This window comes from Mesobacillus maritimus (genome assembly GCF_019749255.1).
Lineage (GTDB): Bacteria > Bacillota > Bacilli > Bacillales > Cytobacillaceae > Mesobacillus_B > Mesobacillus_B maritimus_A.
The window spans coordinates 32,509-57,900 of the sequence record NZ_JACWFH010000024.1; the positions used below are offsets into that span (position 1 = coordinate 32,509).

Annotated in this window: 30 protein-coding genes and 1 pseudogene; 24 read left to right on the top strand and 7 right to left on the bottom strand. The window is 37.7% G+C overall.

Features of this window, described 5'->3' with window-relative positions:
- Positions 1-19: 19 nt before the first annotated feature.
- Entirely contained in the window at positions 20-319 is a 300-nt protein-coding gene (locus H0185_RS16860) for a hypothetical protein (RefSeq protein WP_221874674.1), read from the bottom strand.
- Between the two features lie 138 nt (positions 320-457).
- Here H0185_RS16860 and H0185_RS16865 point away from each other — a divergent pair, with 138 nt between their 5' ends.
- The 14 genes and pseudogenes from H0185_RS16865 (at position 458) to H0185_RS16930 (ending at position 10,473) form a co-directional block, all read left to right on the top strand.
- On the top strand, positions 458-742 hold the full coding sequence (locus H0185_RS16865; RefSeq protein WP_221874675.1) for a DUF1292 domain-containing protein: 285 nt from the start codon (positions 458-460) through the stop codon (positions 740-742).
- A 198-nt stretch (positions 743-940) separates the two neighbouring features.
- The gene (locus tag H0185_RS16870; protein WP_221874676.1) at positions 941-1,240 is read left to right on the top strand and encodes a hypothetical protein; all 300 of its coding nucleotides are present in this window, start codon (positions 941-943) and stop codon (positions 1,238-1,240) included.
- Between the two features lie 192 nt (positions 1,241-1,432).
- Positions 1,433-1,957 carry an alpha/beta hydrolase gene (locus H0185_RS16875; protein ID WP_221874677.1) on the top strand — a complete coding sequence of 175 codons (525 nt, stop codon included), beginning with the start codon at positions 1,433-1,435 and terminating at the stop codon, positions 1,955-1,957.
- Positions 1,921-2,220, top strand: coding sequence for a hypothetical protein (locus H0185_RS24340; RefSeq protein WP_281427641.1), 300 nt, complete (start codon positions 1,921-1,923; stop codon positions 2,218-2,220). Before H0185_RS16875 ends, H0185_RS24340 begins: the two co-directional genes overlap by 37 nt.
- A gap of 29 nt (positions 2,221-2,249) precedes the next feature.
- A pseudogene (locus H0185_RS16885) lies at positions 2,250-2,587 on the top strand (N-acetyltransferase).
- Between the two features lie 18 nt (positions 2,588-2,605).
- A complete protein-coding gene (locus tag H0185_RS16890) occupies positions 2,606-3,349 on the top strand; it encodes a class I SAM-dependent methyltransferase (protein WP_221874678.1) in 744 nt (247 codons plus the stop codon).
- Positions 3,350-3,426: 77 nt separating this feature from the next.
- Entirely contained in the window at positions 3,427-3,987 is a 561-nt protein-coding gene (locus H0185_RS16895; protein WP_221874679.1) for a GNAT family N-acetyltransferase, read from the top strand.
- Positions 3,988-4,041: 54 nt separating this feature from the next.
- Positions 4,042-4,761: a nucleotidyltransferase domain-containing protein gene (locus tag H0185_RS16900; protein ID WP_221874680.1), complete on the top strand. Its 720-nt coding sequence runs from the start codon at positions 4,042-4,044 to the stop codon at positions 4,759-4,761.
- Positions 4,762-5,043: 282 nt separating this feature from the next.
- Positions 5,044-6,579 carry a glycine betaine uptake BCCT transporter gene (locus H0185_RS16905; RefSeq protein ID WP_221874681.1) on the top strand — a complete coding sequence of 512 codons (1,536 nt, stop codon included), beginning with the start codon at positions 5,044-5,046 and terminating at the stop codon, positions 6,577-6,579.
- A gap of 171 nt (positions 6,580-6,750) precedes the next feature.
- A complete protein-coding gene (locus H0185_RS16910; RefSeq protein WP_221874682.1) occupies positions 6,751-7,524 on the top strand; it encodes a hypothetical protein in 774 nt (257 codons plus the stop codon).
- A gap of 3 nt (positions 7,525-7,527) precedes the next feature.
- Positions 7,528-7,896 carry a GntR family transcriptional regulator gene (locus H0185_RS16915; RefSeq protein ID WP_221874683.1) on the top strand — a complete coding sequence of 123 codons (369 nt, stop codon included), beginning with the start codon at positions 7,528-7,530 and terminating at the stop codon, positions 7,894-7,896.
- Positions 7,897-8,604 (top strand): ABC transporter ATP-binding protein, encoded by a 708-nt coding sequence (locus H0185_RS16920; RefSeq protein WP_221874684.1) that lies wholly within the window; start codon positions 7,897-7,899, stop codon positions 8,602-8,604. It begins immediately after the preceding gene.
- A 2-nt stretch (positions 8,605-8,606) separates the two neighbouring features.
- Complete coding sequence (locus H0185_RS16925; protein WP_221874685.1) at positions 8,607-9,506, top strand: ABC transporter ATP-binding protein; 900 nt, start codon at positions 8,607-8,609, stop codon at positions 9,504-9,506.
- A gap of 10 nt (positions 9,507-9,516) precedes the next feature.
- Positions 9,517-10,473 (top strand): ABC transporter permease, encoded by a 957-nt coding sequence (locus H0185_RS16930; protein ID WP_221874686.1) that lies wholly within the window; start codon positions 9,517-9,519, stop codon positions 10,471-10,473.
- A 106-nt stretch (positions 10,474-10,579) separates the two neighbouring features.
- Here the strand turns inward: H0185_RS16930 and H0185_RS16935 are convergent, their stop codons facing one another.
- Positions 10,580-11,032 (bottom strand): S1 domain-containing RNA-binding protein, encoded by a 453-nt coding sequence (locus tag H0185_RS16935; RefSeq protein WP_221874687.1) that lies wholly within the window; start codon positions 11,030-11,032, stop codon positions 10,580-10,582.
- 344 nt (positions 11,033-11,376) lie between these two features.
- Here H0185_RS16935 and H0185_RS16940 point away from each other — a divergent pair, with 344 nt between their 5' ends.
- The 4 genes from H0185_RS16940 (at position 11,377) to H0185_RS16955 (ending at position 14,789) form a co-directional block, all read left to right on the top strand.
- The gene (locus H0185_RS16940; protein ID WP_221874688.1) at positions 11,377-12,822 is read left to right on the top strand and encodes a DEAD/DEAH box helicase; all 1,446 of its coding nucleotides are present in this window, start codon (positions 11,377-11,379) and stop codon (positions 12,820-12,822) included.
- A gap of 101 nt (positions 12,823-12,923) precedes the next feature.
- On the top strand, positions 12,924-13,139 hold the full coding sequence (locus H0185_RS16945) for a DUF2187 family protein (RefSeq protein WP_221874689.1): 216 nt from the start codon (positions 12,924-12,926) through the stop codon (positions 13,137-13,139).
- Between the two features lie 92 nt (positions 13,140-13,231).
- A complete protein-coding gene (locus H0185_RS16950) occupies positions 13,232-13,423 on the top strand; it encodes a hypothetical protein (RefSeq protein ID WP_221874690.1) in 192 nt (63 codons plus the stop codon).
- A gap of 220 nt (positions 13,424-13,643) precedes the next feature.
- Positions 13,644-14,789, top strand: a complete 1,146-nt coding sequence (locus H0185_RS16955; protein WP_221874691.1) for a PstS family phosphate ABC transporter substrate-binding protein — start codon at positions 13,644-13,646, stop codon at positions 14,787-14,789.
- 92 nt (positions 14,790-14,881) lie between these two features.
- On the opposite strand, the gene H0185_RS16960 is transcribed toward H0185_RS16955, so the two are convergent.
- Together H0185_RS16960 and guaD are read right to left on the bottom strand one after the other, a co-directional pair.
- Complete coding sequence (locus H0185_RS16960; RefSeq protein ID WP_221874692.1) at positions 14,882-15,718, bottom strand: hypothetical protein; 837 nt, start codon at positions 15,716-15,718, stop codon at positions 14,882-14,884.
- Positions 15,719-16,222: 504 nt separating this feature from the next.
- Positions 16,223-17,578: a guanine deaminase gene (gene guaD, locus H0185_RS16965; protein ID WP_221874693.1), complete on the bottom strand. Its 1,356-nt coding sequence runs from the start codon at positions 17,576-17,578 to the stop codon at positions 16,223-16,225.
- A gap of 207 nt (positions 17,579-17,785) precedes the next feature.
- Between guaD and wrbA the strand changes: the two genes are divergently transcribed.
- The 3 genes from wrbA (at position 17,786) to H0185_RS16980 (ending at position 20,866) form a co-directional block, all read left to right on the top strand.
- Entirely contained in the window at positions 17,786-18,397 is a 612-nt protein-coding gene (wrbA, locus tag H0185_RS16970) for an NAD(P)H:quinone oxidoreductase (RefSeq protein WP_221874694.1), read from the top strand.
- Positions 18,398-18,687: 290 nt separating this feature from the next.
- Positions 18,688-19,719: a ribosome small subunit-dependent GTPase A gene (gene rsgA, locus H0185_RS16975; protein WP_246629260.1), complete on the top strand. Its 1,032-nt coding sequence runs from the start codon at positions 18,688-18,690 to the stop codon at positions 19,717-19,719.
- A gap of 322 nt (positions 19,720-20,041) precedes the next feature.
- Entirely contained in the window at positions 20,042-20,866 is an 825-nt protein-coding gene (locus H0185_RS16980; RefSeq protein ID WP_246629261.1) for a cupin domain-containing protein, read from the top strand.
- 73 nt (positions 20,867-20,939) lie between these two features.
- On the opposite strand, the gene H0185_RS16985 is transcribed toward H0185_RS16980, so the two are convergent.
- A complete protein-coding gene (locus H0185_RS16985; protein WP_221874695.1) occupies positions 20,940-21,587 on the bottom strand; it encodes a pentapeptide repeat-containing protein in 648 nt (215 codons plus the stop codon).
- A 223-nt stretch (positions 21,588-21,810) separates the two neighbouring features.
- On the opposite strand from H0185_RS16985, the gene H0185_RS16990 reads away from it, so the two are divergent.
- From H0185_RS16990 to H0185_RS17000, 3 genes are all read left to right on the top strand, one after another.
- Entirely contained in the window at positions 21,811-22,212 is a 402-nt protein-coding gene (locus H0185_RS16990; protein ID WP_221874696.1) for a cbb3-type cytochrome c oxidase subunit I, read from the top strand.
- Between the two features lie 265 nt (positions 22,213-22,477).
- Positions 22,478-23,200, top strand: coding sequence for a gamma-glutamyl-gamma-aminobutyrate hydrolase family protein (locus H0185_RS16995; RefSeq protein ID WP_221874697.1), 723 nt, complete (start codon positions 22,478-22,480; stop codon positions 23,198-23,200).
- A gap of 96 nt (positions 23,201-23,296) precedes the next feature.
- A complete protein-coding gene (locus H0185_RS17000; RefSeq protein ID WP_221874698.1) occupies positions 23,297-24,358 on the top strand; it encodes an LLM class flavin-dependent oxidoreductase in 1,062 nt (353 codons plus the stop codon).
- A 120-nt stretch (positions 24,359-24,478) separates the two neighbouring features.
- Here the strand turns inward: H0185_RS17000 and H0185_RS17005 are convergent, their stop codons facing one another.
- Both H0185_RS17005 and H0185_RS17010 read right to left on the bottom strand, forming a co-directional pair.
- Positions 24,479-24,619, bottom strand: coding sequence for a hypothetical protein (locus H0185_RS17005; RefSeq protein WP_221874699.1), 141 nt, complete (start codon positions 24,617-24,619; stop codon positions 24,479-24,481).
- A gap of 331 nt (positions 24,620-24,950) precedes the next feature.
- Entirely contained in the window at positions 24,951-25,169 is a 219-nt protein-coding gene (locus tag H0185_RS17010; RefSeq protein WP_221874700.1) for a hypothetical protein, read from the bottom strand.
- Positions 25,170-25,392: the final 223 nt, after the last annotated feature.

Sequence of the window (25,392 nt, forward strand, 5' to 3'; positions counted from 1 at the left end):
CAAGTGAAATGGTGCGCTACTATTTCTTCTTCTTGTTAACTTCCTCTGTTACGACAAAAGCGAGATCGTCGTTTCCAAAAAGGGATAATACACCCAGTAAAGTTTGGTCAGAGACTTCGCCTGCTTCTTCTTTAGGAACAGTTAATTCGAGAGCTTCTCTCAAAGCTTGGTTAGCTGCTTGGTGTGGATAAGCGCGTAAATATAGTTCTTCCGGGTCGAGATCATTGTTCACACACCACTGTGCGAAAACAAGAATCATCATTTTCTCTTCCCCTTGGTAATTCTCAATGATCTTTTCTTCCAATTCTTTTTTGTTCATGTGAAATCTCCTTCAAAATAGTCTACCTAGATTATACTAGGTTCATCGCGAAATGAAAAAAGAATGATAGAGGTTTAAATTTTTATTGAACGGAAGATAATGATTAGGTAGAAGCTATTAAAGGGAGGAGTCGTTAGAATGAGTAAAATAGAAATTGGAGAAGTGTTTACCATTAGTGATGAAAACAATGAGGAGCAAGAAGTTGAGGTCCTAGCTACGATGACGCTTGAAAATACTGAATATGTCGCTGTCAGCTTTGCTGAAGACTTAAAAGAAGAAAATGATGAAGATATTGATGTCTTTTTTCTAAAAGTGGATGAAGAGGGTGACTTCGCTGCAATCGAAAGCGATGACGAGTTTGATAAGGTATCCTCGATGTTTGATGAAATGATGGATGAAGAAGAAACAACAGATCCTAATTGAAAAACACCATAAAATTGGTCCATGATTTTCAGCAATTCAAGTACAGGAAGGGATGAAGTCACTAAAGACTTTATCCTATTTTTATTTTTAAGATAAGAAGGGCAATGTTTTCTCTGGAAAATATATTTCTATTTATTTCTAAAATAGGTTCCTTTTCTGTTTTCCATACATACCCTTAAATATAAGGAGTGAAATCATATGAAAATGGCAGAGGAACATTTTGAGACAGAAACTCTTAAACATATTGGAAATAGATTAGATTATATTTACTCCATTGCTCGTACTTATAACAGTGACAACCCCGAATTAATGGATGCAATTGCAAGTTTAGCGGCTGTAGCCAACATGTATACAAAGAGTAAGTTAGAGGAGTTGAAAGGGGAAAGAACAACAACAAGTCCCCAAGGATTTATCGTAAGTGAATTAGGCAACTCCTATTCTAGGATGAAGGAATATGAAAAGGGAAAAGACATGGAATTTCCTTCTTGGAAGCTCTAAAGTGCACGATTCGTTATGAAGGATAACGTTTCACATTAAAGCGCCTTTTTGGCGCTTTTTACTTTTTAGTTCCTGCCTTTCCTTAATGGTTTTTCCCTATAAAATAAAAATTTTTAAAAAATATCTACAATTTGGATAAATTCTTTTTTATAATGGGGTTTACCGATTCACAATTGGACGAGGAGTGATCTTATGATGGATTCTTTTAAGGTTAATCTTACCCCTTTTAACAGAGAACGGACAATTCGTGTGTATTTGCCAACTAATTACGACAGTAGTCATCAGCGTTATCCTGTACTGTATATGCATGATGGTCAATATCTTTTTAGAGATGAAGATACAAAACTGGGTGGAAGCTGGAGGATTGAGGATTATCTCAATAAGAGTGAATATGAAGTCATTATAGTCGGGATTGATTGTGCAGATGGTCTGTTACGCATCGAAGAATATGGACCATGGGAGAATCACTTTATCAGGGAAAGAATCGATGGAGTAAAAGGGACTGTTGGAGGAAAAGGAGAACTCTATGTTGATTATATAGTAAATGAACTTAAACCAATCATTGATGATAAGTATCGTACGATAAAAGAGGATGCAGCGATGGCGGGAAGTTCAATGGGCGGCTTAATTACCTTTTTGCGGCATGCAAATACCCGAATATTTTTAAAAAAATTGCATGTATGTCTTCTGCATTTTGGTTTAACGAAGAAAAATTAAAACAATGCATCGAGTCGAGTGATCTTCATTTGATTGACTCAATGTATGTTGATATTGGTACGAATGAAGATACAGGGAGAATGAGTAGTGAGGATTATCTACAATGTAATAAATGGGTCAATAGTCTCCTAACCAATAAGGTTTCAAATCTGAAATTTTCCGTGATTGAGAATGGTGTCCATACAGGTAAAGCATGGAGAATACGCTTTCCTGCGATACTTGATTATTTATATAATTACGAAATAAACGAGAAATCTAGATGAATTGACTCTAATAGAAAGGTGGTGCAAGGATGAATATTATTCTAAAAAAAGCTACAAACAAGGACGTAGAGCGGATTTATAATATTCAGGTAAAGTCCTTTCGGCCGTTTTTGGAAAAATATCAGGATTACAGCACCAATCTTTCAAATGAAAATGTTTATTTTGCTTGAACATCAAGGGAAGGGAATTGCTCAAAAGGCGATTGAAATGGTGGAAAGAATGTTTCCCCTAGAGAGTAGTTGGGGAATAGCTACTATCCTAAACGGAAAAACGTAATTGCTATGTATATGAAAAAATGGGCTTTGTAAAAACAGGTGTGATGAAGAAGCTAAACGAACATACTACCTTGGTCTTTTATAAAAAATAAGATAGTGGAGGGCCAATCTTGAAACAAAATATTTATGACAATCCAACCTTTTTTAAGAAGTATTCTGCGTTACGCCGTAGTGGATTAACCTACAATGATTTTGTCGAACAACCTGCCATCAAATCGCTAATCTTCAGTCTTGAAGGGAAGTCTGTTTTAGATTTAGGGTGTGGAGATGGTAGGTTTGCTAAGTATTGTATTGATCATGGTGCCATAAACGTTGTTGGTGTGGATATCTCAAGCAATATGATTAATCAAGCGAAGGTTGAAAATGGGCACGAAAACATCGAATATGTGTGCATTCCGTTAGAGGAATTAGAGATACCGAATGACAAATTTGATATGATTATCAGTTCGTTGGCTATTCATTATATTGAAGATTATCCAGCGTTATTAAAAAAAGTGAATGGATTATTAAATAAGAATGGTGAATTTATCTTCTCAACAGAGCACCCAATTGTAACGGCCCGTAAGGAAATGAACAATTGGGTTAAGGATAGTGACGGAAACAAGGTACATTGGGCATTGGATGACTATCACGAGGAAGGGAAAAGGGAGCAAAGTTGGTATATTGACGGGGTGATCAAATATCACCGGACGATTTCAACTTTATTAAATGGGTTGATCGAAGCTGGGTTCACCATTGGAAAGATTATCGAACCACAGTCTATTTCTACTGGTATTCAACAGATGCCGAAGATCATCAATGAGAAAAGAAGACCTTCCTTTATCGTTTTCAAAGCTATATTAACGGGAAAATAAAGTAAAGGGAGATTGCCATAATAATTGAGTAGCATTTTTTAACAAAAACATTAAATTTTCGGGTCAGGAGTGATGTAATGAATCCATTACTAATTGATTTTCCAGAAGAATTTACAACTGAACGTTTAGTTATTCGAATGCCTAAGCCTGGGGATGGACAAGCTGTTTTTGAAGCGATTATTGCATCCATCAAAGAGTTAGAACCATGGATGCCTTTTGCGCAAAATGAACAATCTGCACAAGATGTTGAATTAAATATCAGGGAAGCATATATAAAATTTTTAAAGCGAGAGGATTTAAGATTACTAGTTTTTCTAAAAGAGTCCGGTGAACTTGTTGCTTCAACTGGGTTACATCGGATTGATTGGTCTGTACCGAAATTTGAAATAGGTTACTGGATTGATAGTCGTTTCAGTGGAAAGGGCCTCATGACGGAAGCGGTAAGTGGAATTACAGATTTTGCCTTTCGCGAGTTAAGAGCGAAAAGAGTGGAAATTCGATGTGATGTCAAAAACAAAAAAAGTCGTGCGATTCCGGAAAGATTAGGGTACTCACTGGAAGGAACTTTGAAAAATGACGACTGGTCTGTTGATAAAAGTGAATTAAGGGATACTTGTATTTATGCAAAAACAAGGTAAACGAATGGGTTGGAACGAGGGCGCTTATAGTCATTTCGTTAAGTGGATAAGGTCATGAAGAGGAACAATGCAATTGAAGCAGCAAGACAAATAGTTGATCAACACTTTCCTAACTGTAAGGGAGCTTTACTTGCCGGAAGTGTGGTCCGAAATGAAGCAACAGAAACATCAGACTTAGATATCGTCATTTTTGATAACCATCTAGAAGAATCTTATCGAGAATCCCTTAAGGAATTCGGGTGGCCAGTAGAGATTTTTGTCCATAACTTGACCTCCTATAAAACCTTTTTTAAAAGCGATTGTGAAAGAGCCCGACCTTCGTTGCCACAAATGGTTACAGAGGGAATCATCTTAAAAGATGTAGGTGTTATGGAAGAAATCAAGAAAGAGGCTCAAGAGCTTTTAGAGAAAGGTCCAAAGGAGTGGTCTGATGAAACCATTAGACTGAAGCAATACTTCATTACAGATACTTTGGATGACTTTATTGGCAGTTCACAAAGAGCAGAAGAAATATTTATAGCAAATGCACTAGCAGAACTTCTTAGTGAATTTATATTGAGAACAAATAGGAGGTGGATTGCGGCTTCCAAATGGACCATACGCTTATTGAAGCAATATGATGAAAAATATGCAAAGGACTTTGTCGAGGCCTTTGATCGCTTTTATCGTAATGGGGATAAAAAACAAATTATCCAATTAGTAGACGATCTATTGCAACCATATGGAGGCAGATTGTTTGAGGGATTTTCCATTGGAAAGAAAAAAGAAAAATAGCAATAACGTTGACTTACTATTTATTTTAGTAGGTTTTTTTTGAGTAAAAGTTAATTTATAAAGTTTGTCTATAATTTCTATGCAGAAACCCTGGATTGTACGTTGGTTGTTTCCCTTTATAACCAAGCCTAAATCTAGATTGTTATTTATCTTTTGTAAAAAGTTAGAGTCCAATGACATAATTTTAGGGTTTCAATTGCAAAATAAACATGATTCCTGTTAGAGATGGAAGGGTCTGTCTTGGTAAATATTTATACATAGTACTGAAGAAAGGAACAATTTATGAAGAAAATTTCAAACGTATTTTGGATATCCGTAGCGCTTGTGCTCGCAGCCGTTATCTTTGGTGCTTCCGCACCAAAGAGTTTTGAGGAAGTAACGGGGAATCTTCAAGCATTTATAACATCAGCCTTTGGATGGTATTATCTTATTTTAGTGACGGTAATCGTTGTATTTTGTGTTTTTCTTATTTTCAGTCCCGTTGGCGCAATTAAATTAGGAAAGCCGGATGAGAAACCAGAGTTTACGAAGGCTTCTTGGTTCGCGATGTTATTTAGCGCTGGGATGGGAATTGGACTAGTTTTTTGGGGGGCGGCAGAGCCACTTTCCCACTTCATAACACCTCCATTAGCGGAGGGAGGTACGAATGCTGCCCATAAAGAGGCGATGAGATACACGTTTTTCCATTGGGGAATTCATGCATGGGCAATTTATGCATTGGTGGCTCTTGTTTTAGCTTATTTTCAATTTCGCAAAGGTGAGCCTGGGCTCATTTCTGCAACATTAAAACCAGTACTTGGGAAAAGCATGGAGGGATGGTTAGGAACGCTTGTCGATGTACTAGCTGTCTTTGCCACCGTTATTGGCGTCGCAACAACTTTAGGTTTTGGTGCTGCGCAAATTAATGGGGGATTGTCGTATTTATGGGGGATACCAAGCAACTTTTTAATTCAATTTTTCATCATAGCAGTCGTTACTGTGTTATTTATGATATCTGCATCAACTGGGTTAGGTAAGGGTATAAAAATTTTAAGTAATGCAAACATGGCTTTAGCGGTAATTCTATTAATATTAATGTTTTTTGTTGGACCTACCATTCTAATCTTAAATATGTTTACAGATTCAATTGGAGGATATGTACAAAATATTATTCAGATGAGCTTCCGGATTGCGCCATTGAATGAGGAACATCGTGGCTGGATTAATAGCTGGACGATTTTCTATTGGGCATGGTGGATTTCTTGGTCTCCTTTTGTTGGTATTTTTATTGCTCGGGTATCAAGAGGAAGAACCATCCGCGAGTTTTTAATTGGGGTGCTATTGCTTCCATCATTGGTTAGCTTCTTCTGGTTCGCTGTATTTGGTAACTCTGCCATACAAGTTCAAAATGCAGGAGTGGTGGATTTAACTCAATATGCGACGGAAGAAGTATTGTTTGCTGTCTTTAGCCAACTCCCTTGGTCTACCCTTTTATCCATTGTGGCAATTGTACTTGTAAGTACATTCTTCATAACTTCTGCAGATTCTGCGACGTTTGTACTTGGAATGCAAACCACATATGGATCATTGACACCGCCAAACCGAGTGAAGTTCACATGGGGGATTGCGCAGTCAGCGGTCGCGTTAATTCTTTTATATAGTGGTGGATTGCAGGCCCTTCAGAATGCATTGATTGCCGCCGCTCTTCCATTTTCTTTTATCATGGTTTTGATGATGATTTCGCTTTACCGATCGTTGACAAAAGAGAAGAAGGAACTGGGTTTATATTTAAAACCAAAACGGAAAAAGGAACCTGAGATAAAAGATAAAAAAGCATAATACTTGTGTTATTTGAAATAGGAGTACTTCCCATATGGATTGGGAAGGTACTCTTTTTTTTGTTAAAAATTCAAAAAAATAGTTATCAGTAATAGAAATGGGTTTGACAGTCATAATGTATTAGTGTACTATTTGGATAGTACACTAATACGGATAGAGAGGGATTATATAATGAATCCAATGAAAGGTTTGTTAAAAAAGGATTATCGTATTTCGAGACAATACTTTTGGATTTGGACTGGTGTGCTGGTGTTAGCCTTGGCGGCAGGGATTGGTTTATCCATATATGCATCACAGCCAGCTGGGACATTGCCTGTTTTAGTATTAACAAGTTTTGTTCATTTTGCTTTTGCACCAGTGTTCATGTTGTCACTATTAAATTTAGAATCAAAAACACAGTTGTGGTTGTATACACCACGACGAGGCATAGAGCTCATTCTTTCTAAATTTGGAGTGATCTTTAGCTACCAGGTAGTTTTACAAATTCTGTTAAGTTTTTATGCAGCTTTTATAATCTTTTGGTTTGGGCGAGAAGTATATGAGCCTATTAGCTTTCGGTTATTTTTAGAAGCAGCGGTACTTTTAAATGCTCTCTTATTAATGGTTGGTTTTTATTTGACAACATGGCTAACGTTCTTATGGACTGTTTTTCATTCGCTGAAGAACTTAGCGAAAACGATACGTTGGATCATTGTGATTGGAACGGTTTTTCTCTATAACATTGTCGAAAGTTTTCTTTTATCTCTTAAGCCAATTAAGAATCTAATAAATAAGTTTAACGTTGAAGTGATTTCCGAAGCTGCGCTTTCTTATAAAGATGAACAATGGAGCGTTATGTTTGGATCAACCGATATACCGGTGCTTCCGCTCATCTATTATGCTTTGTTGATGGTCATTCTCATTACCGCTGCATCGAAACTTCTTGAACAAAAAGTGGAGGTGTAGAAGATGGGGGAGGATTTCCAGGCATCAAAACCAATTTATATGCAAATTGTCGATAAGATTACCAGTGAAATTGTTCAAGGAAAGCGCCAGCCTGGTGACAAGCTTCCATCGGTTAGAGAGATGGCTGTTCAAATGGGAGTGAATCCAAATACGGTACAGAGAACTTATGCTGAACTTGAAAGATTAAACATTGTAGAGACACGAAGAGGTCAAGGGACGTTTGTATCTGATAATAAGGATCTAACGGAGGAGTTGGGACGCAATATGCAAGATGAAATTATAAAATCGTTTATACAAAAGATGGAGGAAATCGGTGTAGATCGAAAGCAAATAGTCACACTTCTCCAACAATATCTTGGGGAGGGACAATAAATGGCCATAGTACTTGAAAATGTCTCTAAATCCTTCGGAAAAAAGAAAGCTTTAAAAAATATCAACCTTTCGTTTGAGAAAGGCCGAATTTATGGACTGCTTGGCCCTAACGGTAGTGGAAAATCGACCATGTTAAAGCTGATGACTGGGCTCACTTTTCCGACTAATGGGACGGTGACACTAAATGGTCACCCTGTTACGAGGAAATCTAGTGAGCAGGTGGCTTACCTGACTGAACTCGATATGTTCTATGATGTATTCACTGTTAGGGAAACCGTAAATTATATGGCAAGCCAGTTTGCAGATTTTAACATTGAAAAAGCGAAGGAACTCTTGCAGGAATTAACTCTTGATCCTACCCAAAAGGTGAGATCATTATCAAAGGGGAATCGAGGCCGATTGAAGCTTGTGACCACCTTATCACGTGACACGGACGCCATTTTACTTGATGAGCCATTTTCTGGCCTTGACCCGATGGTTCGTGACTCCATTATAAATAGTTTACTAAAGTACATTGATTTTGAAAATCAAGTTCTTATCATCGCGACACATGAAATTACCGAAATAGAATCCTTGCTAGATGAAGCCATCGCTATTCATTATGGGACTGTAATTGGTCAAGAAAGTGTTGAAACTTTACGTGAGGAACAAGGGTTATCTGTTTTGCAATGGTTCAAACAAATTTCTAGAGAACAAGGGGAGGGATAAAGATGACTTCGGTACTAACACTTAAAAATGTGAAAAAAACAATCAAAAGAAAAACGATTATAAACGGTCTTAGCTTCTCTGTTCTTGAAGGAGAGGTATTCGGTTTCCTTGGACCGAATGGTGCGGGGAAAACGACGACAATCCGAATGATTGTAGGACTAATGGAAATTAGTGAAGGGGATATTGTCATTTGTGGAAAGAGCATTAAGGATGATTTCACAGGAGCAATTCGTCATATTGGCGCCATTGTTGAAAATCCAGAAATGTATAAATTTTTAACAGGGTATCAGAATTTAATGCAGTATGCACGAATGCATAACGGGATATCAAAGGGAAAAATAGCTGAGGTTGTTGAACTTGTTGGACTTACCGACAGAATCCATGAGAAAGTGAAAACTTACTCTCTAGGGATGCATCAACGCTTAGGTCTCGCTCAATGTCTATTGCATGATCCGAAACTATTAATTCTTGACGAGCCAACGAATGGCCTCGATCCAGCAGGGATTAGAGAAATTAGGGACCATTTAAGAATGCTGACTCGAGAACGGGGCATGAGTGTCATTGTTTCAAGCCATTTGCTGTCAGAAATGGAGTTGATGTGTGACCGGATTGCAATTATCCAGAATGGCGAGTTAATCGATGTTCAGACCGTGAATGAATTCATAGATGGAGAAACAGCTTTGTTTTCATTTGAAACTGGCCTTATCAACAAACCAGAGGTTACCTGGCTAAAAAGTGAATGGGACGCAACAATTACTGAGTCAGGGTTTACTGTAGAAACAGCTAGAGAGAAGATACCAGGTTTGATAAAAAAGCTTACGGCCAAAGGGGTAGATCTATACGGGGTCAAAACAATAGCGAAAACTCTAGAAGACAGATTCCTTGAAGTGACGTCGAAATAGGAGGGGTATTATGGGGAAATTAATTATCAATGAATGGGTTAAATTGTTCCGTAGAGCTGGGACAATGGTATTGGTGGGAATTGTGATTTTAATGGTTCTTGGTATAGGAGCGTTTTTAAAATATGAAGAAATTCAGAATCCTCCACAAGAAAACCAGAATTGGAAACAAGATCTTACAGTTCAAATAGAGGGGGACAGGGCAGCATTAGAGGAGACAGGTCAGAATAATGCTAACTTAAAGATGTTTTATGAGAGGCAAATAGCCATTAATGAATATCAGATTGAGCATGACCTCGCACCTGAAACTAATTATAATGTCTGGTCTTTTATCAGTGAGAATATGGGAGCTATTGGATTTATTGGCGTATTTACGATTATTATTGCGGCCGGTATGGTTTCATCTGAATTCTCATGGGGGACCATTAAATTGCTTTTAATCAGACCAATGAATAGGTCGAAAATTTTGTTATCCAAGTACATTACGGTCGTACTATTTGGTGTAATGATGTTGACGATTCTATATGTTGTATCTGCGGTAGTAGGTCTTGCCTTATTTGGGTTACCAGAGGAATCACTCCCGCACTTAGCTTTTGTGAATGGCGAAGTTGTGGAACGGAGTCTTTTCCTGAACCTTATCGGTGAATACTTCCTCTCTTCGATTGACGTACTTATGCTTGCTACTATGGCATTCATGATTTCAGCTGTATTCCGGAATAGCTCGCTAGCAATTGGTTTGTCCTTGTTTCTTATGTTCATGGGCAGTAGTATTACCATGCTACTTGCAGCGAGATACGAATGGGCAAAATACATTCTTTTTGCCAACACAAATTTGGCCGTCTATTTTGATGGGGTGCCTCCAGTTGAAGGGATGACCTTGACCTTTTCGATTGTCATGCTTTTCTTATACTTTGTTTTGTTTCAGCTATTGGCGTTTTTCGTATTCTCTAAGAGGGATGTAGCAGCATAATTTTTTTAAAAAAGCACCACAAACAAAAAAGCAAACCATTTACCGGTTTGCTTTTTTATTTTGAATTAAAAAGCACTCATAAAAGGCGCAATCCTATTCAATGTGGTTATCCACGTCTTCCGCCGCGGCCGCCACGTTTTGTTTCAGTGTTACGTTTTAGTGAAGATAAATTTTCTTCACTTGATTTTAAGAACTTTGCCATTTTATCTTCAAAGGTTTCCTTTGGTTTAAAAGCACCTTTTGAACGAAAATCTTTTGAACGGTTATCACCGCGGCCCTGACGTGGTGGGCGCTGAGAATAAGAAGAAGATGCTTGGCCTTCTGGGCGATCAATCGCCTTTTTAATGGATAAAGCAACTTTCCCGTCCTTTTCACTCAGTACTTTTACCTCAATTTGGTCGCCAATTTTAAGATGGTCATTTACATCTTTTACATAGCTGTCTGCAACCTCACTGATATGCACAAGACCTGTTGAGCCTCCAGGCAATTCAACGAAAGCTCCGAAATTAGTGATACCTGTTACTTTACCCTGTACTTTGCTACCTACTTCGACTGACATAGAAATATGGTTCCCCCTCAAAATTGTTAAACACACTCTATTATAACAAATTATAGAGAAATTACCTCGTACTATTTTTCACCTATTTTTTCCGATTATGTGACTCTTTATTCGCTAGAAAGAAAAGGCGTTTGAAAAAGCTGATATTTAATGGTTTTTAACGCTTACATTCATGCTAAATTTCCTCTCCGTAACTCCTGAAAACTTGATTATTTTTATAAATAAAGTCGCTTTGTTCGTTATTTCAAGTATAATGGAACCTTAGTCATCAGATGGAGAATATGATTTTTTACAATGAGAATTATATACATAAGTCCGATAATCCAAATAAATGAGGTCTTTGTATGAGTGAAAAAAGTTTTGAGCGGTATCATTTAAGTGATGAGATAAATAAAGCACTTGCATTATTAAAGTATGAATCACCAACACAAGTTCAAAGTGAAGTGATTCCTTTAGCTTTAGAAAATAAAGATCTTGTCGTTAAGTCACAAACCGGTAGTGGAAAAACGGCAGCCTACGGTATCCCTTTGTCGGAATTGGTTGAATGGGAAGAAAAAAAACCACAGGTTTTAATCCTAACTCCGACGCGTGAACTTGCTGCTCAAGTTCGCGAGGATATTACCAATATAGGAAGATTTAAACGCTTGAAAGCGATGGCTGTTTACGGAAAAGAACCATTTGCGAAACAAAAAGAGGAATTACAACAAAAAACGCATGTTGTAGTTGGTACACCAGGTCGTGTAAAAGATCACGTCGACCGAGGTACTCTTGTATTAGAGAAAATAAAGTACCTAGTAATTGATGAAGCTGACGAAATGTTGAATATGGGGTTTATTGATGAGGTAGAAGCCATTATTGAGGAACTTCCAACAAACAGAGTCACAATGGTTTTCTCTGCAACATTACCTAAAGATGTTGAAACACTTTGCCATAAATATATGCGGGACCCTGCCCATGCCGAGATTGCCTCTACAGGGGTGACAACTGATACTATCGAGCATTTTTTGATTGAGGTAAAAGAAGAGGCAAAAATGGCCTTACTGAAAGATGTAACGGTTGTTGAAAACCCAGATAGCTGTCTCATTTTTTGCCGTACGAAGGAACATGTTGATACAGTGTATACGGAATTGGATTCTGCGGGGTATTCTTGTGAAAGACTACATGGGGGATTAGAGCAAGAAGACCGTTTTGCCGTGATGAATGGGTTTAAAATGGGGAACTTCCGTTATCTAGTTGCAACCGATGTAGCAGCAAGAGGCATTGATGTGGATAATGTGACGCTTGTCATTAATTATGATGTTCCAATGGAGAAAGAGAGCTATGTACACCGGACAGGGCGAACAGGGAGAGCAGGAAATAAGGGGAAGGCCATAACCTTTGCAACTCCATATGAAGGTAAGTTCATTAAGGGTATTGAAAGATACATTGGTTTTGAGCTACCTAAGATGGAAATTCCTAAACAATCAGAGGTTGTTGAAAAAACAGCAGCGTTTGAAGAAAAAATGGGCGGTCGTCGTGTCGTTCAAAATAATAAAACCGCTCGAGTCAATCAAGGAATTATGAAACTACATTTTAGTGGTGGAAAGAAAAAGAAGCTAAGGGCAGTTGATTTTGTTGGAACAATTGCAAAAATACCTGGCGTTAATGCTGAGGATATTGGGATTATTACCATTCAGGACCAAATGACGTACGTGGATATTTTGAATGGGAAAGGATCTCTAGTCCTACAGGCGATGGAGAATACACCAGTAAAAGGAAAAAAATTAAGGGTGAGTAAGGCGATTAAATAAAGATCGGTTAATTTTTACCATTGTATGGTGAAAGTTAAAAGGCAATACTAACAAAACGATAGTAAAAGAAGTCCGAACTAAATGAAAAGGGGGAAAAAGATATGGCAGAGGGAAAAACCGAAAAACAAGCAGAAGAAATTATAAAAGCAAGCTTAGGGGACATGATTCATATTGCTAAAGGTGAAGAAAAGGGGAAGAAGGGAAAGGTAGTAGGGATCCGAGATAACTCGGTGATTGCAGAAATTGGAATTAATCCTAAAAAGAACGAACCAATAAAAACTGTGGTCAACCATAAAAATTATAAAATTGTAAAGTAAAGAACTTTTATACCACCTGACCTTTATATGCGACTGAACGCTTGGGGGTCAGGTTTTCTTAAAGGGTACAGAAAAAGGAGTTAGATTCTTTTATGAAATACATAAAAACCCAGATGAAACAGCTTGTTAAAGAAAATAGGGACTTACAGATACATTTAAAAGCTTTAATGGAAGAACACGAACTCGAGAAAAACTTTGCACTTAAAGCCTTGTACCATTCAGAAGTGGCTGATGGCGGTAAATATCAATCAGCTTACCAAGCACTTGACTTACCCAAAGGGTAAGTTTTTTTGTTGCTCTCGGTGGATAAACGCTATTAGGAGAGGCTTACAGTTCTATCTTCTGCCAAGAAAAGAATTCAAAGGGGATCGCTTTAAGTGACCAAAAAGATTGGAATACTTTGTGTTATAGAAGATAAGAAATAAATGGATTTCGTGATAAAATGAAGTAAAACAATTCCAAGTATAAATTCCATAATAATCAAAAAACATACAGGAGGATAGGATGAAATTTTTTGGTGCAGTTCTTACCTTTATAGGATTTGGTTTTATTGGCTTGATCGCGACACTAGTGTTATCGTTTTCAAGAGATGCAGAGTTTTATGGCACATTTATCCCGATTATTACAATTGGTCTGATTGTCTTCACAATTCTTGCAATCTATGGAAAACTTAAAAATAAAGGACCGAAGATTTGCGCGATGGTTTTTCTTTCTATAAGTATCGTAAGCTTAAGTGCACATGAGGGCTATCATGCTTATATTTCTAGTCTTGAGGTCGTCAGTACACAGGACGTTGACTTGACCGAATATATGCCATTTACGAAAGATACAAAATCAGTAAAGCTAAAAGAGAAATCTACCTTCAAAATTGAGGAAAACCTTCCGACAGTTGATGGGGCAACAGCTTTATATCCAGTTTATGCGGCCTTTGTTCAAGCGGTTTATCCGGATAAAGAATATTCTTTGGATGAGGGCGAAGTAGTCTCCACTCAAACAAGTAATGCCTTTGACCGCTTAGTGTACAGAGATGTGGACATCGTGTTCATGGCACACCCATCGGAAAAACAAATGAAAAGTGCAGAGCAACAAGGAATCGATTTAAGATTAACACCGATTGGGAGAGAAGCGTTTGTATTTTTTGTACATAAAGAGAACCCGGTAGAGAAATTAACGGTTGAACAGATCCAAGGAATCTACTCTGGCAAAATCACAAATTGGCAGGAAGTTGGCGGAAATAATGAGGAGATCCGGGCGTTTCAACGGCCAGAAGGAAGCGGCAGTCAATCGGCATTATTAAATGTGATGCAAGGAGTTCCGTTAATGGAGCCGCCATCAGAGGACATTGTTTCAGCGATGGGCGGGATTATACGTGAAACAACGAATTATCAAAACAGAAAAAATGCAATTGGATTCTCTTTCAGGCATTTTTCGCAAGATATGGTTGATAACGGAAAGATTAAAAACATTGCTGTTGAAGGGGTGCTCCCTACAAAAGAGAGTATTCAAAATGAGACTTATCCGTTTGTAAATGAATTTTATGCCATCACAGCGAATACCGAACATCCTCATATTCAAGCCTTTATTGAATGGATGCAATCTGAACAAGGACAATGGATTGTTAAACAAACTGGGTACGTTCCTTTGAGGTAATTTATGGATACTTTCAAAAACCCCTTACAACGTTGGTATTATGCAACGATTGCAAGGGGTTATTCATGTAGTTGATGGTTTATATATAATTCTCATTTTCGTTTATACACTAAACTTTTATAAAAATTCGCAAGAAGTAACATCAACACATGATAAGGCAGATTAAGAAGGACATTTTTCTTGGGAAATTTTAATATCTTTATTTTTACCATTAGCCAGTCTAATAAAAGTCGGTAAAATAGGGATTTTACATTGAACAGGAAAGTACTCTTCTCTTTTAATGTTTGTGCTGTAAAAAGACCCATTAGGATTGAGTATAATGGCATAAGGATAAAATGTTCCCGCCATGAAGTAAAACGACGAAACCCAAATCTTACTTTTCCCAAAATGGATAGAAAAAACAATAAATTCACTGAGGTTACCAAAATTAAATTAAAGTAAGAAACAAATAAAATCACTGGATTCCTTTTCTTTAAAAGCTCATCCCATTTGCTCGTAATGGAAAAATATACAGGTAACAAAGTGAGCGTGTAAATTGTTTTCCACCAATAATGTTTATAAATATCTAACCGAACGAATAAATGTTCAATAGAAGCAAAGTAAAGGCTAGCCAATAGCTTAAACTTCCAGCCTAAATGGAAGACGGAAATATATAAAGCAGTAAAAGGGATGAAAATGGCCTGTGAAAAGATTGCTCCGAGAATACTATCTAAACTTTTATTTTTTAGCAAAGCAGGCTTGTAGCGATAGGCTTTAAAAATATTGTACGTAAAATACTCAAAAATGTATGCCATCCCTATATTTGAAATCAAGGCAATAAAAGTACGCTTACGGTTTTTACTTTTCAAAAAGGTATAGATGAGTAAGGAAGAATGAATGAAGAGCAATAGTAGGTAAGGATACTTATGATATTTCTTTTGCAGCCTCATATATGACTCCTTCCAAAAGAATGAATTTGGTGATGATTATGCATAGTCCATTCCATCCTTTTTGCTTCATCTGTTGTATGTTCAAGCCTACGGTTGTTTTATAATGAGGGAGTGATTGAATGAGGTAGTGTCCATCTTTTCAAACGAAATGGCCTATCCATTTTTCATTCCCGAGAATTTGTATCACGATTATAGATACAATTATTATGATTTGAAGCAAGTAGGCATTATATGCATAAAATAGCGGGGATTGCGCTTATTTAAATTGAGATTTGGGAATAAGAAGTTATCCTTTAGGTGGAGTATTATATCCTTAGTGGATGAATATCGGGGCGGTAAAAGAGAAAATAAACTTTTGCCTATACAGAAAACAGAAAAACAACCGCTCATGTGCAGGTCTAGGTCTTTAGCGGTTGTTTTCCAATAGGAGAATAGTTAGAAGGAATATTCTCTTATTGCATTATTGACTGGTGATAAGGTCGATCTCTTAAGATTTTAAGAAATTTATCGTGAATGAACCTTTTGTCCTTGTACCCAGACTTCCCGGATATTTTCAGGACGAACCTGATAAATGATTTTTTCGAAAACGTCATGCAAGGTGTCATTAAAAATAGGAAGTTTTGCAGTTTTTATGGTTGTATCAATTACTTGGACATCCCAAGCATAATTTGGTTCTATGCGTCCAATGGGTAAACTTAAACTTTCCCCTCCACCAGCTGTAGCGAAATAGAAGGCTTTATTTATCGTTATGCGTGAATGGCCGAGACCACGACGGGTAGAAGGAAGTGCGGGATTAACTCCGTCTTCTAGCATCCTTGAAGACATTACTGATTGTCGGATATTATCATACATACTGGGAGAAAATCCGCCTGATAGGTCTGAACCGAGACCGATATCAACCCCTTTTGCATGAAAATGTGCAACGGGTAACACACTATTGGCAAAATATGCATTAGAAATAGGACAATGGCTAATAGCGGTTCCAGTTTCAGCAAATAACTCTACATCCTCATCTTCTAGGAAATTACAATGGGCCATCACAGATTTAGACTGTAATAGGCCAAAATTATGTAACGAAACCGCATCACTTTTATTGAAACGCTCTTTAACAAACGCATGCGCCCAATCACTTTCACTACAGTGAGACTGGATATGTGTGTCGTATTTAGCCGCCAATGCCCCTAACCCTTTTAATGCTTCGTCGGTGCAACTTGGAATGAAGCGGGGGGTAACCACGGGGTATACCCCTTGTTTGGTTGTTTTTGATAATTCTTTAACCGTTAAAATAAACTCCTCGGTTTCGTCTAGTGCTGTTTGTGTATCCTCATCTCTATAATAGGACGGATTTTGTGTTAAATCATCCATAACCACTTTCCCGACTAGGCCTCGTTGTCCTTGCTTCGCGCAGATTTCTGCAAGTAGGATACTTGCTTCCTTATGAATCGTGGCAAAATAAAGAGCGGTTGTAGTTCCGTTTGCCAGCAAAGTCTGAACAACATCTTCGTACACCTCATTGGCAAAATGTAGATCCGAAAATTTTGATTCAATCGGAAAGGTATAGGTGTTTAACCAGTCAGAAAGAGGGAGGTCGAGTGCGGTACCGGATTGAGCCCATTGCGGTGCATGTACATGTGTGTCGACAAAACCAGGTAAGAAGTACTGTCCGTCGGCTAAACAATGATAATTGTCTTTTCCTTGATAAATATCAATTAGAGCTTGGTACTCATCATTTTCTGGTGCGATAATTTTCTCAATCATCCCATCTGATCCGATACAGAAAAGGCAGTCTGTTAAAATCCGCACCACCTTTGATGAATCACTAGTAAATGCTGTACCTTTGAATACTTCCGTATAATTCATTTAGTAAATCACCCTATTGTTCGTATTTTAGTCATTATAGTTGGTATTATAGGATAGTTATTCCATTATGTCTATCCAATTCTATGTAATACAGAGGACAGGGACATAAGGTTGCATATATTCCTGAAAGGAAAGAAACAATAGATGTGTGCAATAAATTGGATTTCTTATCCAATTAAAAAAAAGTGACCAAAAGGAGAATAACAAATGTCGAATGTAAAATTGGCTGTAATTTTTTACAGTATGGGTGGAACAAACTATCAATTAGCACAATGGGCGGAAGAAGGTGCGAAAGAAGCGGGTGCTGAGGTTAAGGTATTAAAAGTAGAAGAATTAGCACCACAATCAATCATTGATCGAAATGAAGTGTGGAAAGCAACAGTGGAAGCAACTAAAGATGTACCAATTGCAACGTCGGACGATATTGAGTGGGCTGATGCAATCATCTTTAGTGTCCCAACACGATTCGGAAACATGCCTTCCCAAATGAAACAGTTCCTTGATATCCAAGGTGGGCTATGGGCAAGTGGGAAAACAATCAACAAAGTAGTCAGTGCAATGACGTCTGCACAGAATCCACATGGTGGTCAGGAAGCAACCATCTTATCTTTATATACATCAATGATGCATTGGGGTGCCATTATTGCTACGCCTGGTTACACAGATCCAGTGATTTTTGGTTCGGGAGGAAATCCATATGGAACAAGTGTAACGGTTGGACAGGATGGGAAAATGATTGAAGACGTTGAAGCAACAGTGAAACATCAAGCCAAGCGTACAGTGACAGTTGCGGAATGGGTGAAAAAAGGAACACAATGAGTTGTTATAAAAGAATTTCTTTTTAGGATAAAACTACAATGGTTTTATCCTTTTTATGTTGGTTATTGGGGGAATTATGGGAACAAAAAAGGTTTAGTTCTGATTTTTACTAATTAAGGATTTACTTCTTAATAAGAATATGTAATATTTAGATAACTAGATAGTTAAGGAGCGTGATGTTTTATGAGAATGAATCTAAGTGAAGTACTCAATATATCATCCATCATCAATATAAGGGGGATTTTACGTTAGCATAGCTGAATCCTCCTTCTCATTAAGGAGGCAACCATTTGTACGAACTAGAAAAATTAGGGTATCACTCGATATTTGAGAAACCTACCCATTCAAATTACAGAATGGGTCGTGTGGCAACCCATTCCAATGGGATATATAAAATCCTCTCTCCTCAAGGTGAATTTCATTCCCAGTGTTCGGGGAAATTTTATCATCAAGTGGAAGAGAGTAGGGATTTACCTTGTGTAGGCGACTGGGTTTTATTTGAACCGTTATTGAACGAAGGGAAAGGAATTATTCATAAGGTCTTACAACGGCATAGTCTGTTATCACGTCATGGAGCAGGGGAAAAGAAAGCAGAGCAGCTTATGGCGGCGAATGTAGATATTGTTTTTTTAGTAAATGGATTAAATGAATTTAATCTTAGAAGGATGGAGCGGTATTTAGTCCAGGTTTATGAAAGTGGGGCAACTCCAATCTTTATTCTAACGAAGCGAGATTTATGTGAAGATGTCGAAGCAAAAGTGAAAGCTGTTGAAGAAATCGCTTGGGGTGTTCCGATTCTCGTGATCGATACTCGTAATGATAGTATGGAACCCATTAAAGGATATCTTTCCCCAGGGAAAACGGGGGCACTAATTGGGTCCTCTGGTGTAGGGAAATCAACATTGATTAACCGCTTAATTGGAGAAGATATTCAAAAAACACAAGGGATTCGTGAGGTGGATGCCAAGGGGAGGCATACCACCACTCACCGTGAGCTTTTTCTGTTACCTGATGGGGGAGTACTCATCGATACACCAGGCATGCGGGAGCTCCAGTTATGGTCTGGTGAAGAATCTGCGAATGAAACCTTTCAAGATATTTTAACTCTAAGTCAAAACTGTAAGTTCCGAGATTGTCATCATGAACAAGAGCCAGGGTGCGCGATTAAACAGGCTATAGAAAATAGGCAACTTACTAAAGAAAGATATAATAGTTACCAAAAGTTACAACGTGAAACAAAGTTCCTTGATCTAAAGGATAAATATGGGACCCATCACGCCACGCGAATTCAGGTAAAGGATATTCGCAAGAAAAAGAAATAAAAATAGGTAAGTTTGTATGGCTCTTGCTCAAAGTAAGATTTTAGCAACAACCTTTATAAAAACTGCCTTTTGTTTAGACGAATTCGCTTCTGAATTCGTCTTTGTTCTATTTCGAGTAAAAAGAATGGCTAGGTCTTTTTATGATACTCAAATGACAAGTTGAACAAAGTACATTCCCAAAGCATAGGCATATGATAATTTGAAATTTATTTGGAAGGGAATGACAGATATGTATCTTGATCCTAGATCCTACCCAACCCTATATTCAAATCCGAATGCTTCTACCCAGGGTTATAGCTTAAGTTATAGGGAAAGCAACTCATTGGGAGTTGAACAAGAGGCTCTTGAAGCCCTCCTTGCTGGTATGAAAAGAGAAGCTTCTACCATCGATCTTTATAGTCAATTATTTTATCTTGCACCAAATCAAAACCAAAAAAATTCCATTCAGCATGAATTAGTAAACAAACATGCCCGTTTGCAACAATTTACTGATTTATATTATGCAATCACTGGAAGGCAACCTGTATACCAAATCGATAAAGTTAGTATTAATAGTTATCATGAAGGACTGCAAAAAGCTTATGAAGCAGAAGTAGAAGGTTCCAAGGAGTATCGAGAGGGTTATTTTCAAACCCAAAACCCTCAAGTTCGAAGTGTACTATCATGGGCTTTTGAAGAGGAAGAGGTAATTGATACACGATTTGATGATTTTCAAGAGGCAAGGTTACTTGAACTAAAAGATTATGGCCCAAACCCATTTGTCATTGATATTGAAAAGGCGACTAAACAAAACGATACATTTCGTACAGCCTTATGGACGGGAGAACATTTTCAAGTGACTCTCATGAGAATCAATGTTGGAGAAGACATTGGCTTAGAAATTCATCCAGACCTCGACCAATTCCTAAGGATAGAACAAGGTCAAGGAATTGTTCAAATGGGAGATCGTAAAGATCAATTAAATTTTCAGGAAAATGTTTATGATGACTATAGCATCGTCATCCCAGCAGGTAAATGGCATAACCTGACCAATACGGGGAATGAACCCCTTAAGTTGTACTCCATTTATGCTCCACCACAGCATCCATTTGGTACAGTTCATAAAACCAAAGCAGAGGCTATGGCGGCTGAAGAAAATCATCACTAAATCTTACAAGGATGAAAAAGTTGATTTGAAAAGACTTTTTCATCCTTGTTTTTTATGGTAGCTGTATACCACACTACTCCTTAATTTTAAGTCCTAGTAATGTTGCAAAGCCAATTGCTTGTTGAGGAGAAACCACGCATCCTGGTAAATCTTCTAGTGCGACGATAAGGCTTTGAAAGGTTGAAGTACTAATGTCTGTTCCTTTCAGTGGAGTACGGGAGAAGTTGACCTCATCTAAGTTACATTGTTCAAATTTTATTTTGTTAAATCGGCATTCGTAGAAATCTGCATTTTTTAGTGAACTCTCTTCAAATCTAACTTGTTTGAAATTCCCATAACCAAACGAACTTAAATTCAAGTTGCAATTCTTATATAGAACATTCCCGATATGTGCTTCCGTTAGATTAACCCCCAATAATTTGGAATCAATAAATTCAACCCGGTGAACGCTAGCTCCCATTAAATCACAATTAGACAAATCGCAGTGATCAAAAACGACATCGGTTAATTCAATGTTTCGGAACGAAACGTCGCTAAAGTTAACACTTTGAAACACAACCTGGGTTAAATCTAGTTTGTCGATAGTAACTCTATCAATTGTACAATTCGAAATGAGACACTGATGTAAATAGGGTTCTTCCTGATCGAAGATATCGTGAAAATTGAATGGAGGTAGGTTTTCAGAGACCTTAGGTTTTTCTATTTTTATTCTTTGCGCCATCGTAATCTTCACCTTTTTGTTTTAGAATGTCATGCTAATGTAAAGGTAACATAAAAACCGGGTAGAAGGATATAGGGGGTTTTATAGTTCTATTTCCTTACTTTTAAACCAATATTTTCAAAAAAATAATACAAAGATAACATTTCCCCTATTACTATATTAAAAAATATTTTATAATCTATTAAGAGTAATAAAATACATAAAAAGTAAGTAGGGGGAAGAAATGGGAAAAACATTTATTAAAATTGCAGCGGTCTATTTTTCAATTGGAGTGTTACTGGGGATGACAATGGGAATCATACATGATTTTAGATTGACATCTCTCCACGCTCATGTAAATTTATTGGGATGGGTCTCAACAGCTTTATTTGGTGTTATTTATTCCATTTATGCATTTGCAGCTAAAACAAAGCTGGCAAAAACACATTTTTGGCTTCATAACATCGGACTTCCAGTGATGATGATTGGATTGTTTTGTGAGTCATTTGGCATCACGGCCGGTGTACCTATTATGATTGTTGGTTCATTAGCTGTTGTCATTGGTACCATAATGTTCACTATTAATATCTTTAAAGCCTTGAACACAAACTCGATTCAACGTGCAAATAAAGATTTACATGCTTAATTCATAATAGCTTTTTTTGAAATATTTTTGGTGGGGTTTCAACTTAGAATAAATGAGCGCCATCGCAAACCACCAACCATATCAGAAACCAGCTTCAAATGATATCAGCTAGAGCAACATTAGTTGAGAAAAAAGTCTAGTTAAAGAACTTTCTTCTTGGAAAGTTCTTTTTCTATAGGAGAAGAATCGATATTATTCTCAAACAGTATCCATTTTTGATAGACTAATTCTATTGGAAGGCTAATAAACAGTTTAGGAGAAGATAATGAGAAAACCACTAATAGGGGTACTGCCGTTATATGATCCTGAAAAAGAAAGCTATTGGATGTTGCCTGGATATATGAAGGGAGTAGAAGCGGCCGGTGGTATTCCGGTTATGCTCCCTTTAACGACTAATTTCGAGGTGATTCAATCACTGGCCGAGTCATTTGATGGTTTTCTTTTTACTGGGGGTCAGGATATGAATCCGAATTTGTATGGGGAGAAAAAAGAGAGCTTTTGCGGTGAGTTATGTGAGGAGAGGGACCAAATGGAGGAGCTTCTTTTCAAGCTAGTTCTAGAACTAGACAAACCTACCTTTGGAATCTGCCGTGGTGTTCAACTGTTTAATAGCTTATTGGGGGGCACTCTTTATCAAGATATCCCGACTCAGTTTCGTTCCAAACAACAGGTTCTTCACAAGCAACAACCACCTTATACAGTACCTGCTCATCTAGTTTCCATAGAAAAAGGGAATGCACTCTATCGAATCGTAAAAACGGAGTCCTTAAGGGTTAATAGCTACCATCATCAAGGGATTAAAAAACTGTCAGAGCAATTAACCTCGGTGGCTGAAGCAGAAGATGGTCTGACGGAAGCTGTACATATGCCTGGAAAATCCTTTGTCCTGGCTGTGCAGTGGCACCCAGAATTCAATTACCACCTAGATAATCATAGCTTTAAACTTTTCAGTGCGTTTGTGGACCAATGTAAGAGAGTTTCTGTTTAATACTGATAGTTGGATAAAAATACTTTTAAAAGAGAGTGTAGGAAGTCAAGGTATGGTTGATTACCTTTGGCTAGAAAACACTTAGGAGGTAATAGCATGGAAATAGGGATAAGTACATTTGTCGAGACGACGCCGGATGTAAAAACTGGTAAAGTAATTAGTCATGCACAGCGAATTCGGGAAGTTGTGGAAGAAATCGTTTTAGCAGATCAAGTAGGATTGGATGTGTTTGGTGTCGGGGAGCATCATCGTGAGGATTATGCCGCTTCTGCCCCAGCTGTTATCCTTGCGGCAGCTGCATCACAAACAAATCAGATTCGGTTAACAAGTGCAGTTACCGTCCTTTCTTCCGCAGATCCAGTACGTGTGTTTCAGGATTTTAGTACTTTGGACGCAATATCAAATGGTCGCGCGGAGATTATGGCGGGGCGAGGTTCATTTATCGAATCCTTTCCTTTGTTTGGCTATGATTTAAACGACTATGACGAATTGTTTGATGAGAAACTAGAGTTGCTTCTTAAAATAACAGCGTCCGAAAAAGTAACTTGGTCAGGAAATCATCGTCCACCCATTCAAAATCTAGGCGTCTACCCACGACCAGTTCAACATCCATTGCCTGTATGGATTGGGAGTGGTGGAAATTCTCAATCAGTAGTACGCGCTGGTCTTCTTGGGCTCCCATTGGTTCTTGCCATTATTGGCGGACGCCCAATACAATTTGAGCCACTAGTACGTCTCTATAAACGGGCAGCCGCTAAAGCAGGTCATGACGTTTCAAAATTGACTGTAGCCTCTCATTCACATGGATTTGTTGCTGATACTAATGAGGATGCGGCAGATAAATTCTTTCCTTCGACCCAACAAGCGATGAATAAGTTGGGGAGAGAGCGCGGATGGGGGCCCTATGACCGTTCAAGCTTTGATTTTGCGCGTAGCTTTGAAGGTGCTCTATATGTAGGGGATCCCAAGACAGTTGCAGACAAAATTATTTACTTACGAAAGAACGTCGGTATTACCCGATTCATGCTCCATGTACCTGTTGGCACAATGCCACATGATGAGGTGCTACGAGCGATTGAGCTTTTAGGAAAAGAAGTGGCTCCGATTGTGCGTGAAGAAATAGCAAAGTGGGAAGTAAATGGTGAAGAAAAAGTATAGCGTACAGCTACACACAATGAAAACGAGAAACACGAGCGAATAGATGTTTTATCGCTTGTGTTTTCATTTGCTTCCTTTCTCAAAATTTGTTGCTTTTAACCTAATAACTAGCTTCATAAGCTACCTGTTATTATTTGCTTTAATCTCCTCTAGTAAAGAAATGACTTTATCATTCTGTTCTATCATTCTTTCATTTTGCTTCCGAAGTTTCGTGAAATCGAACATAAAAATAAGAAGAATGACTGTAATAAAAATTAGCATGTGCTCCACTCCTAAATTGCTTGGTAAGGAAAATTGTATCATTTATCCGAATCTTGAGGGGCTAAAAGAAACATGATTTGCAGTAGTGATTTCATAAAAAGTGCATAGTTGTACAAGCTATTTTGGGAGGTGAAAAAACTGGAAAAGCAGGATAAGAATCAATATTCTAGCAGTAAGGCAAATGAAAAGCCACAAGGTTTTTTTGCGTCGTTAGAGAGCTTAAGCAAAAACCTATTAGATTATGTAGTGGATGATGAACCTACTAACAAACAGGAAGATCAACTTCATTAACAAGAAAAAAAACGCCAATCGGCGTTTTTTACTATTTCCACTATCTTTTTTTCTTTTTTGAATCATCAACTGCTACCTTTTTCTTATCATTTGTTTTTAATTCAACTTGAACATGAATATGGTTTTTATCCATATTTTCAATATGGACGACCTTCCCTTTACGACCTTTAATAGTGATCGCATCACCTACTGAGGGGGCTTGCTTAAGAAACTGACACAGTAAAATCGTTCTGTTTTCTATAAAAGAAATTACAAACATTTTGGACCCCACCCTGTTTTATAAAATATGTGTTCATGCCTATTTGCCATCCTTCTATAAAACTATAGGTTGAGGAGGAATTTTAGACCATATTAATAAATAAAAACATGGAAAGAGTTTGGTTTCATGGTGATCACGGAGAGGGGACTTGCTAAATCTTGCTGATTGTCAGCAGTTAAGCTGATGGTGTTCATAGGATATGATTTTATTGAATATGGTACAA

Excerpts from the sequence above, each read along its gene's own strand:
- H0185_RS16910 (WP_221874682.1), top strand. The coding sequence starts at position 6,751 with ATGAATCCAATGAAAGGTTTGTTAAAAAAGGATTATCGTATTTCGAGA.
- H0185_RS16860 (WP_221874674.1), bottom strand. The coding sequence starts at position 319 with ATGAACAAAAAAGAATTGGAAGAAAAGATCATTGAGAATTACCAAGGG.
- H0185_RS24340 (WP_281427641.1), top strand. The coding sequence starts at position 1,921 with ATGTCTTCTGCATTTTGGTTTAACGAAGAAAAATTAAAACAATGCATC.
- H0185_RS16960 (WP_221874692.1), bottom strand. The coding sequence starts at position 15,718 with ATGAGGCTGCAAAAGAAATATCATAAGTATCCTTACCTACTATTGCTC.
- wrbA (WP_221874694.1), top strand. The coding sequence starts at position 17,786 with ATGTCGAATGTAAAATTGGCTGTAATTTTTTACAGTATGGGTGGAACA.
- H0185_RS16865 (WP_221874675.1), top strand. The coding sequence starts at position 458 with ATGAGTAAAATAGAAATTGGAGAAGTGTTTACCATTAGTGATGAAAAC.
- H0185_RS16945 (WP_221874689.1), top strand. The coding sequence starts at position 12,924 with ATGGCAGAGGGAAAAACCGAAAAACAAGCAGAAGAAATTATAAAAGCA.
- H0185_RS16955 (WP_221874691.1), top strand. The coding sequence starts at position 13,644 with ATGAAATTTTTTGGTGCAGTTCTTACCTTTATAGGATTTGGTTTTATT.
- H0185_RS16995 (WP_221874697.1), top strand. The coding sequence starts at position 22,478 with ATGAGAAAACCACTAATAGGGGTACTGCCGTTATATGATCCTGAAAAA.
- H0185_RS17000 (WP_221874698.1), top strand. The coding sequence starts at position 23,297 with ATGGAAATAGGGATAAGTACATTTGTCGAGACGACGCCGGATGTAAAA.
- H0185_RS16940 (WP_221874688.1), top strand. The coding sequence starts at position 11,377 with ATGAGTGAAAAAAGTTTTGAGCGGTATCATTTAAGTGATGAGATAAAT.
- H0185_RS16915 (WP_221874683.1), top strand. The coding sequence starts at position 7,528 with ATGGGGGAGGATTTCCAGGCATCAAAACCAATTTATATGCAAATTGTC.
- H0185_RS16935 (WP_221874687.1), bottom strand. The coding sequence starts at position 11,032 with ATGTCAGTCGAAGTAGGTAGCAAAGTACAGGGTAAAGTAACAGGTATC.
- H0185_RS16905 (WP_221874681.1), top strand. The coding sequence starts at position 5,044 with ATGAAGAAAATTTCAAACGTATTTTGGATATCCGTAGCGCTTGTGCTC.
- H0185_RS16925 (WP_221874685.1), top strand. The coding sequence starts at position 8,607 with ATGACTTCGGTACTAACACTTAAAAATGTGAAAAAAACAATCAAAAGA.
- H0185_RS16920 (WP_221874684.1), top strand. The coding sequence starts at position 7,897 with ATGGCCATAGTACTTGAAAATGTCTCTAAATCCTTCGGAAAAAAGAAA.
- guaD (WP_221874693.1), bottom strand. The coding sequence starts at position 17,578 with ATGAATTATACGGAAGTATTCAAAGGTACAGCATTTACTAGTGATTCA.
- H0185_RS16950 (WP_221874690.1), top strand. The coding sequence starts at position 13,232 with ATGAAATACATAAAAACCCAGATGAAACAGCTTGTTAAAGAAAATAGG.
- H0185_RS16990 (WP_221874696.1), top strand. The coding sequence starts at position 21,811 with ATGGGAAAAACATTTATTAAAATTGCAGCGGTCTATTTTTCAATTGGA.
- H0185_RS17005 (WP_221874699.1), bottom strand. The coding sequence starts at position 24,619 with ATGCTAATTTTTATTACAGTCATTCTTCTTATTTTTATGTTCGATTTC.
- H0185_RS16870 (WP_221874676.1), top strand. The coding sequence starts at position 941 with ATGAAAATGGCAGAGGAACATTTTGAGACAGAAACTCTTAAACATATT.
- H0185_RS16930 (WP_221874686.1), top strand. The coding sequence starts at position 9,517 with ATGGGGAAATTAATTATCAATGAATGGGTTAAATTGTTCCGTAGAGCT.
- H0185_RS16985 (WP_221874695.1), bottom strand. The coding sequence starts at position 21,587 with ATGGCGCAAAGAATAAAAATAGAAAAACCTAAGGTCTCTGAAAACCTA.
- H0185_RS17010 (WP_221874700.1), bottom strand. The coding sequence starts at position 25,169 with ATGTTTGTAATTTCTTTTATAGAAAACAGAACGATTTTACTGTGTCAG.
- H0185_RS16895 (WP_221874679.1), top strand. The coding sequence starts at position 3,427 with ATGAATCCATTACTAATTGATTTTCCAGAAGAATTTACAACTGAACGT.
- H0185_RS16875 (WP_221874677.1), top strand. The coding sequence starts at position 1,433 with ATGATGGATTCTTTTAAGGTTAATCTTACCCCTTTTAACAGAGAACGG.
- H0185_RS16900 (WP_221874680.1), top strand. The coding sequence starts at position 4,042 with ATGAAGAGGAACAATGCAATTGAAGCAGCAAGACAAATAGTTGATCAA.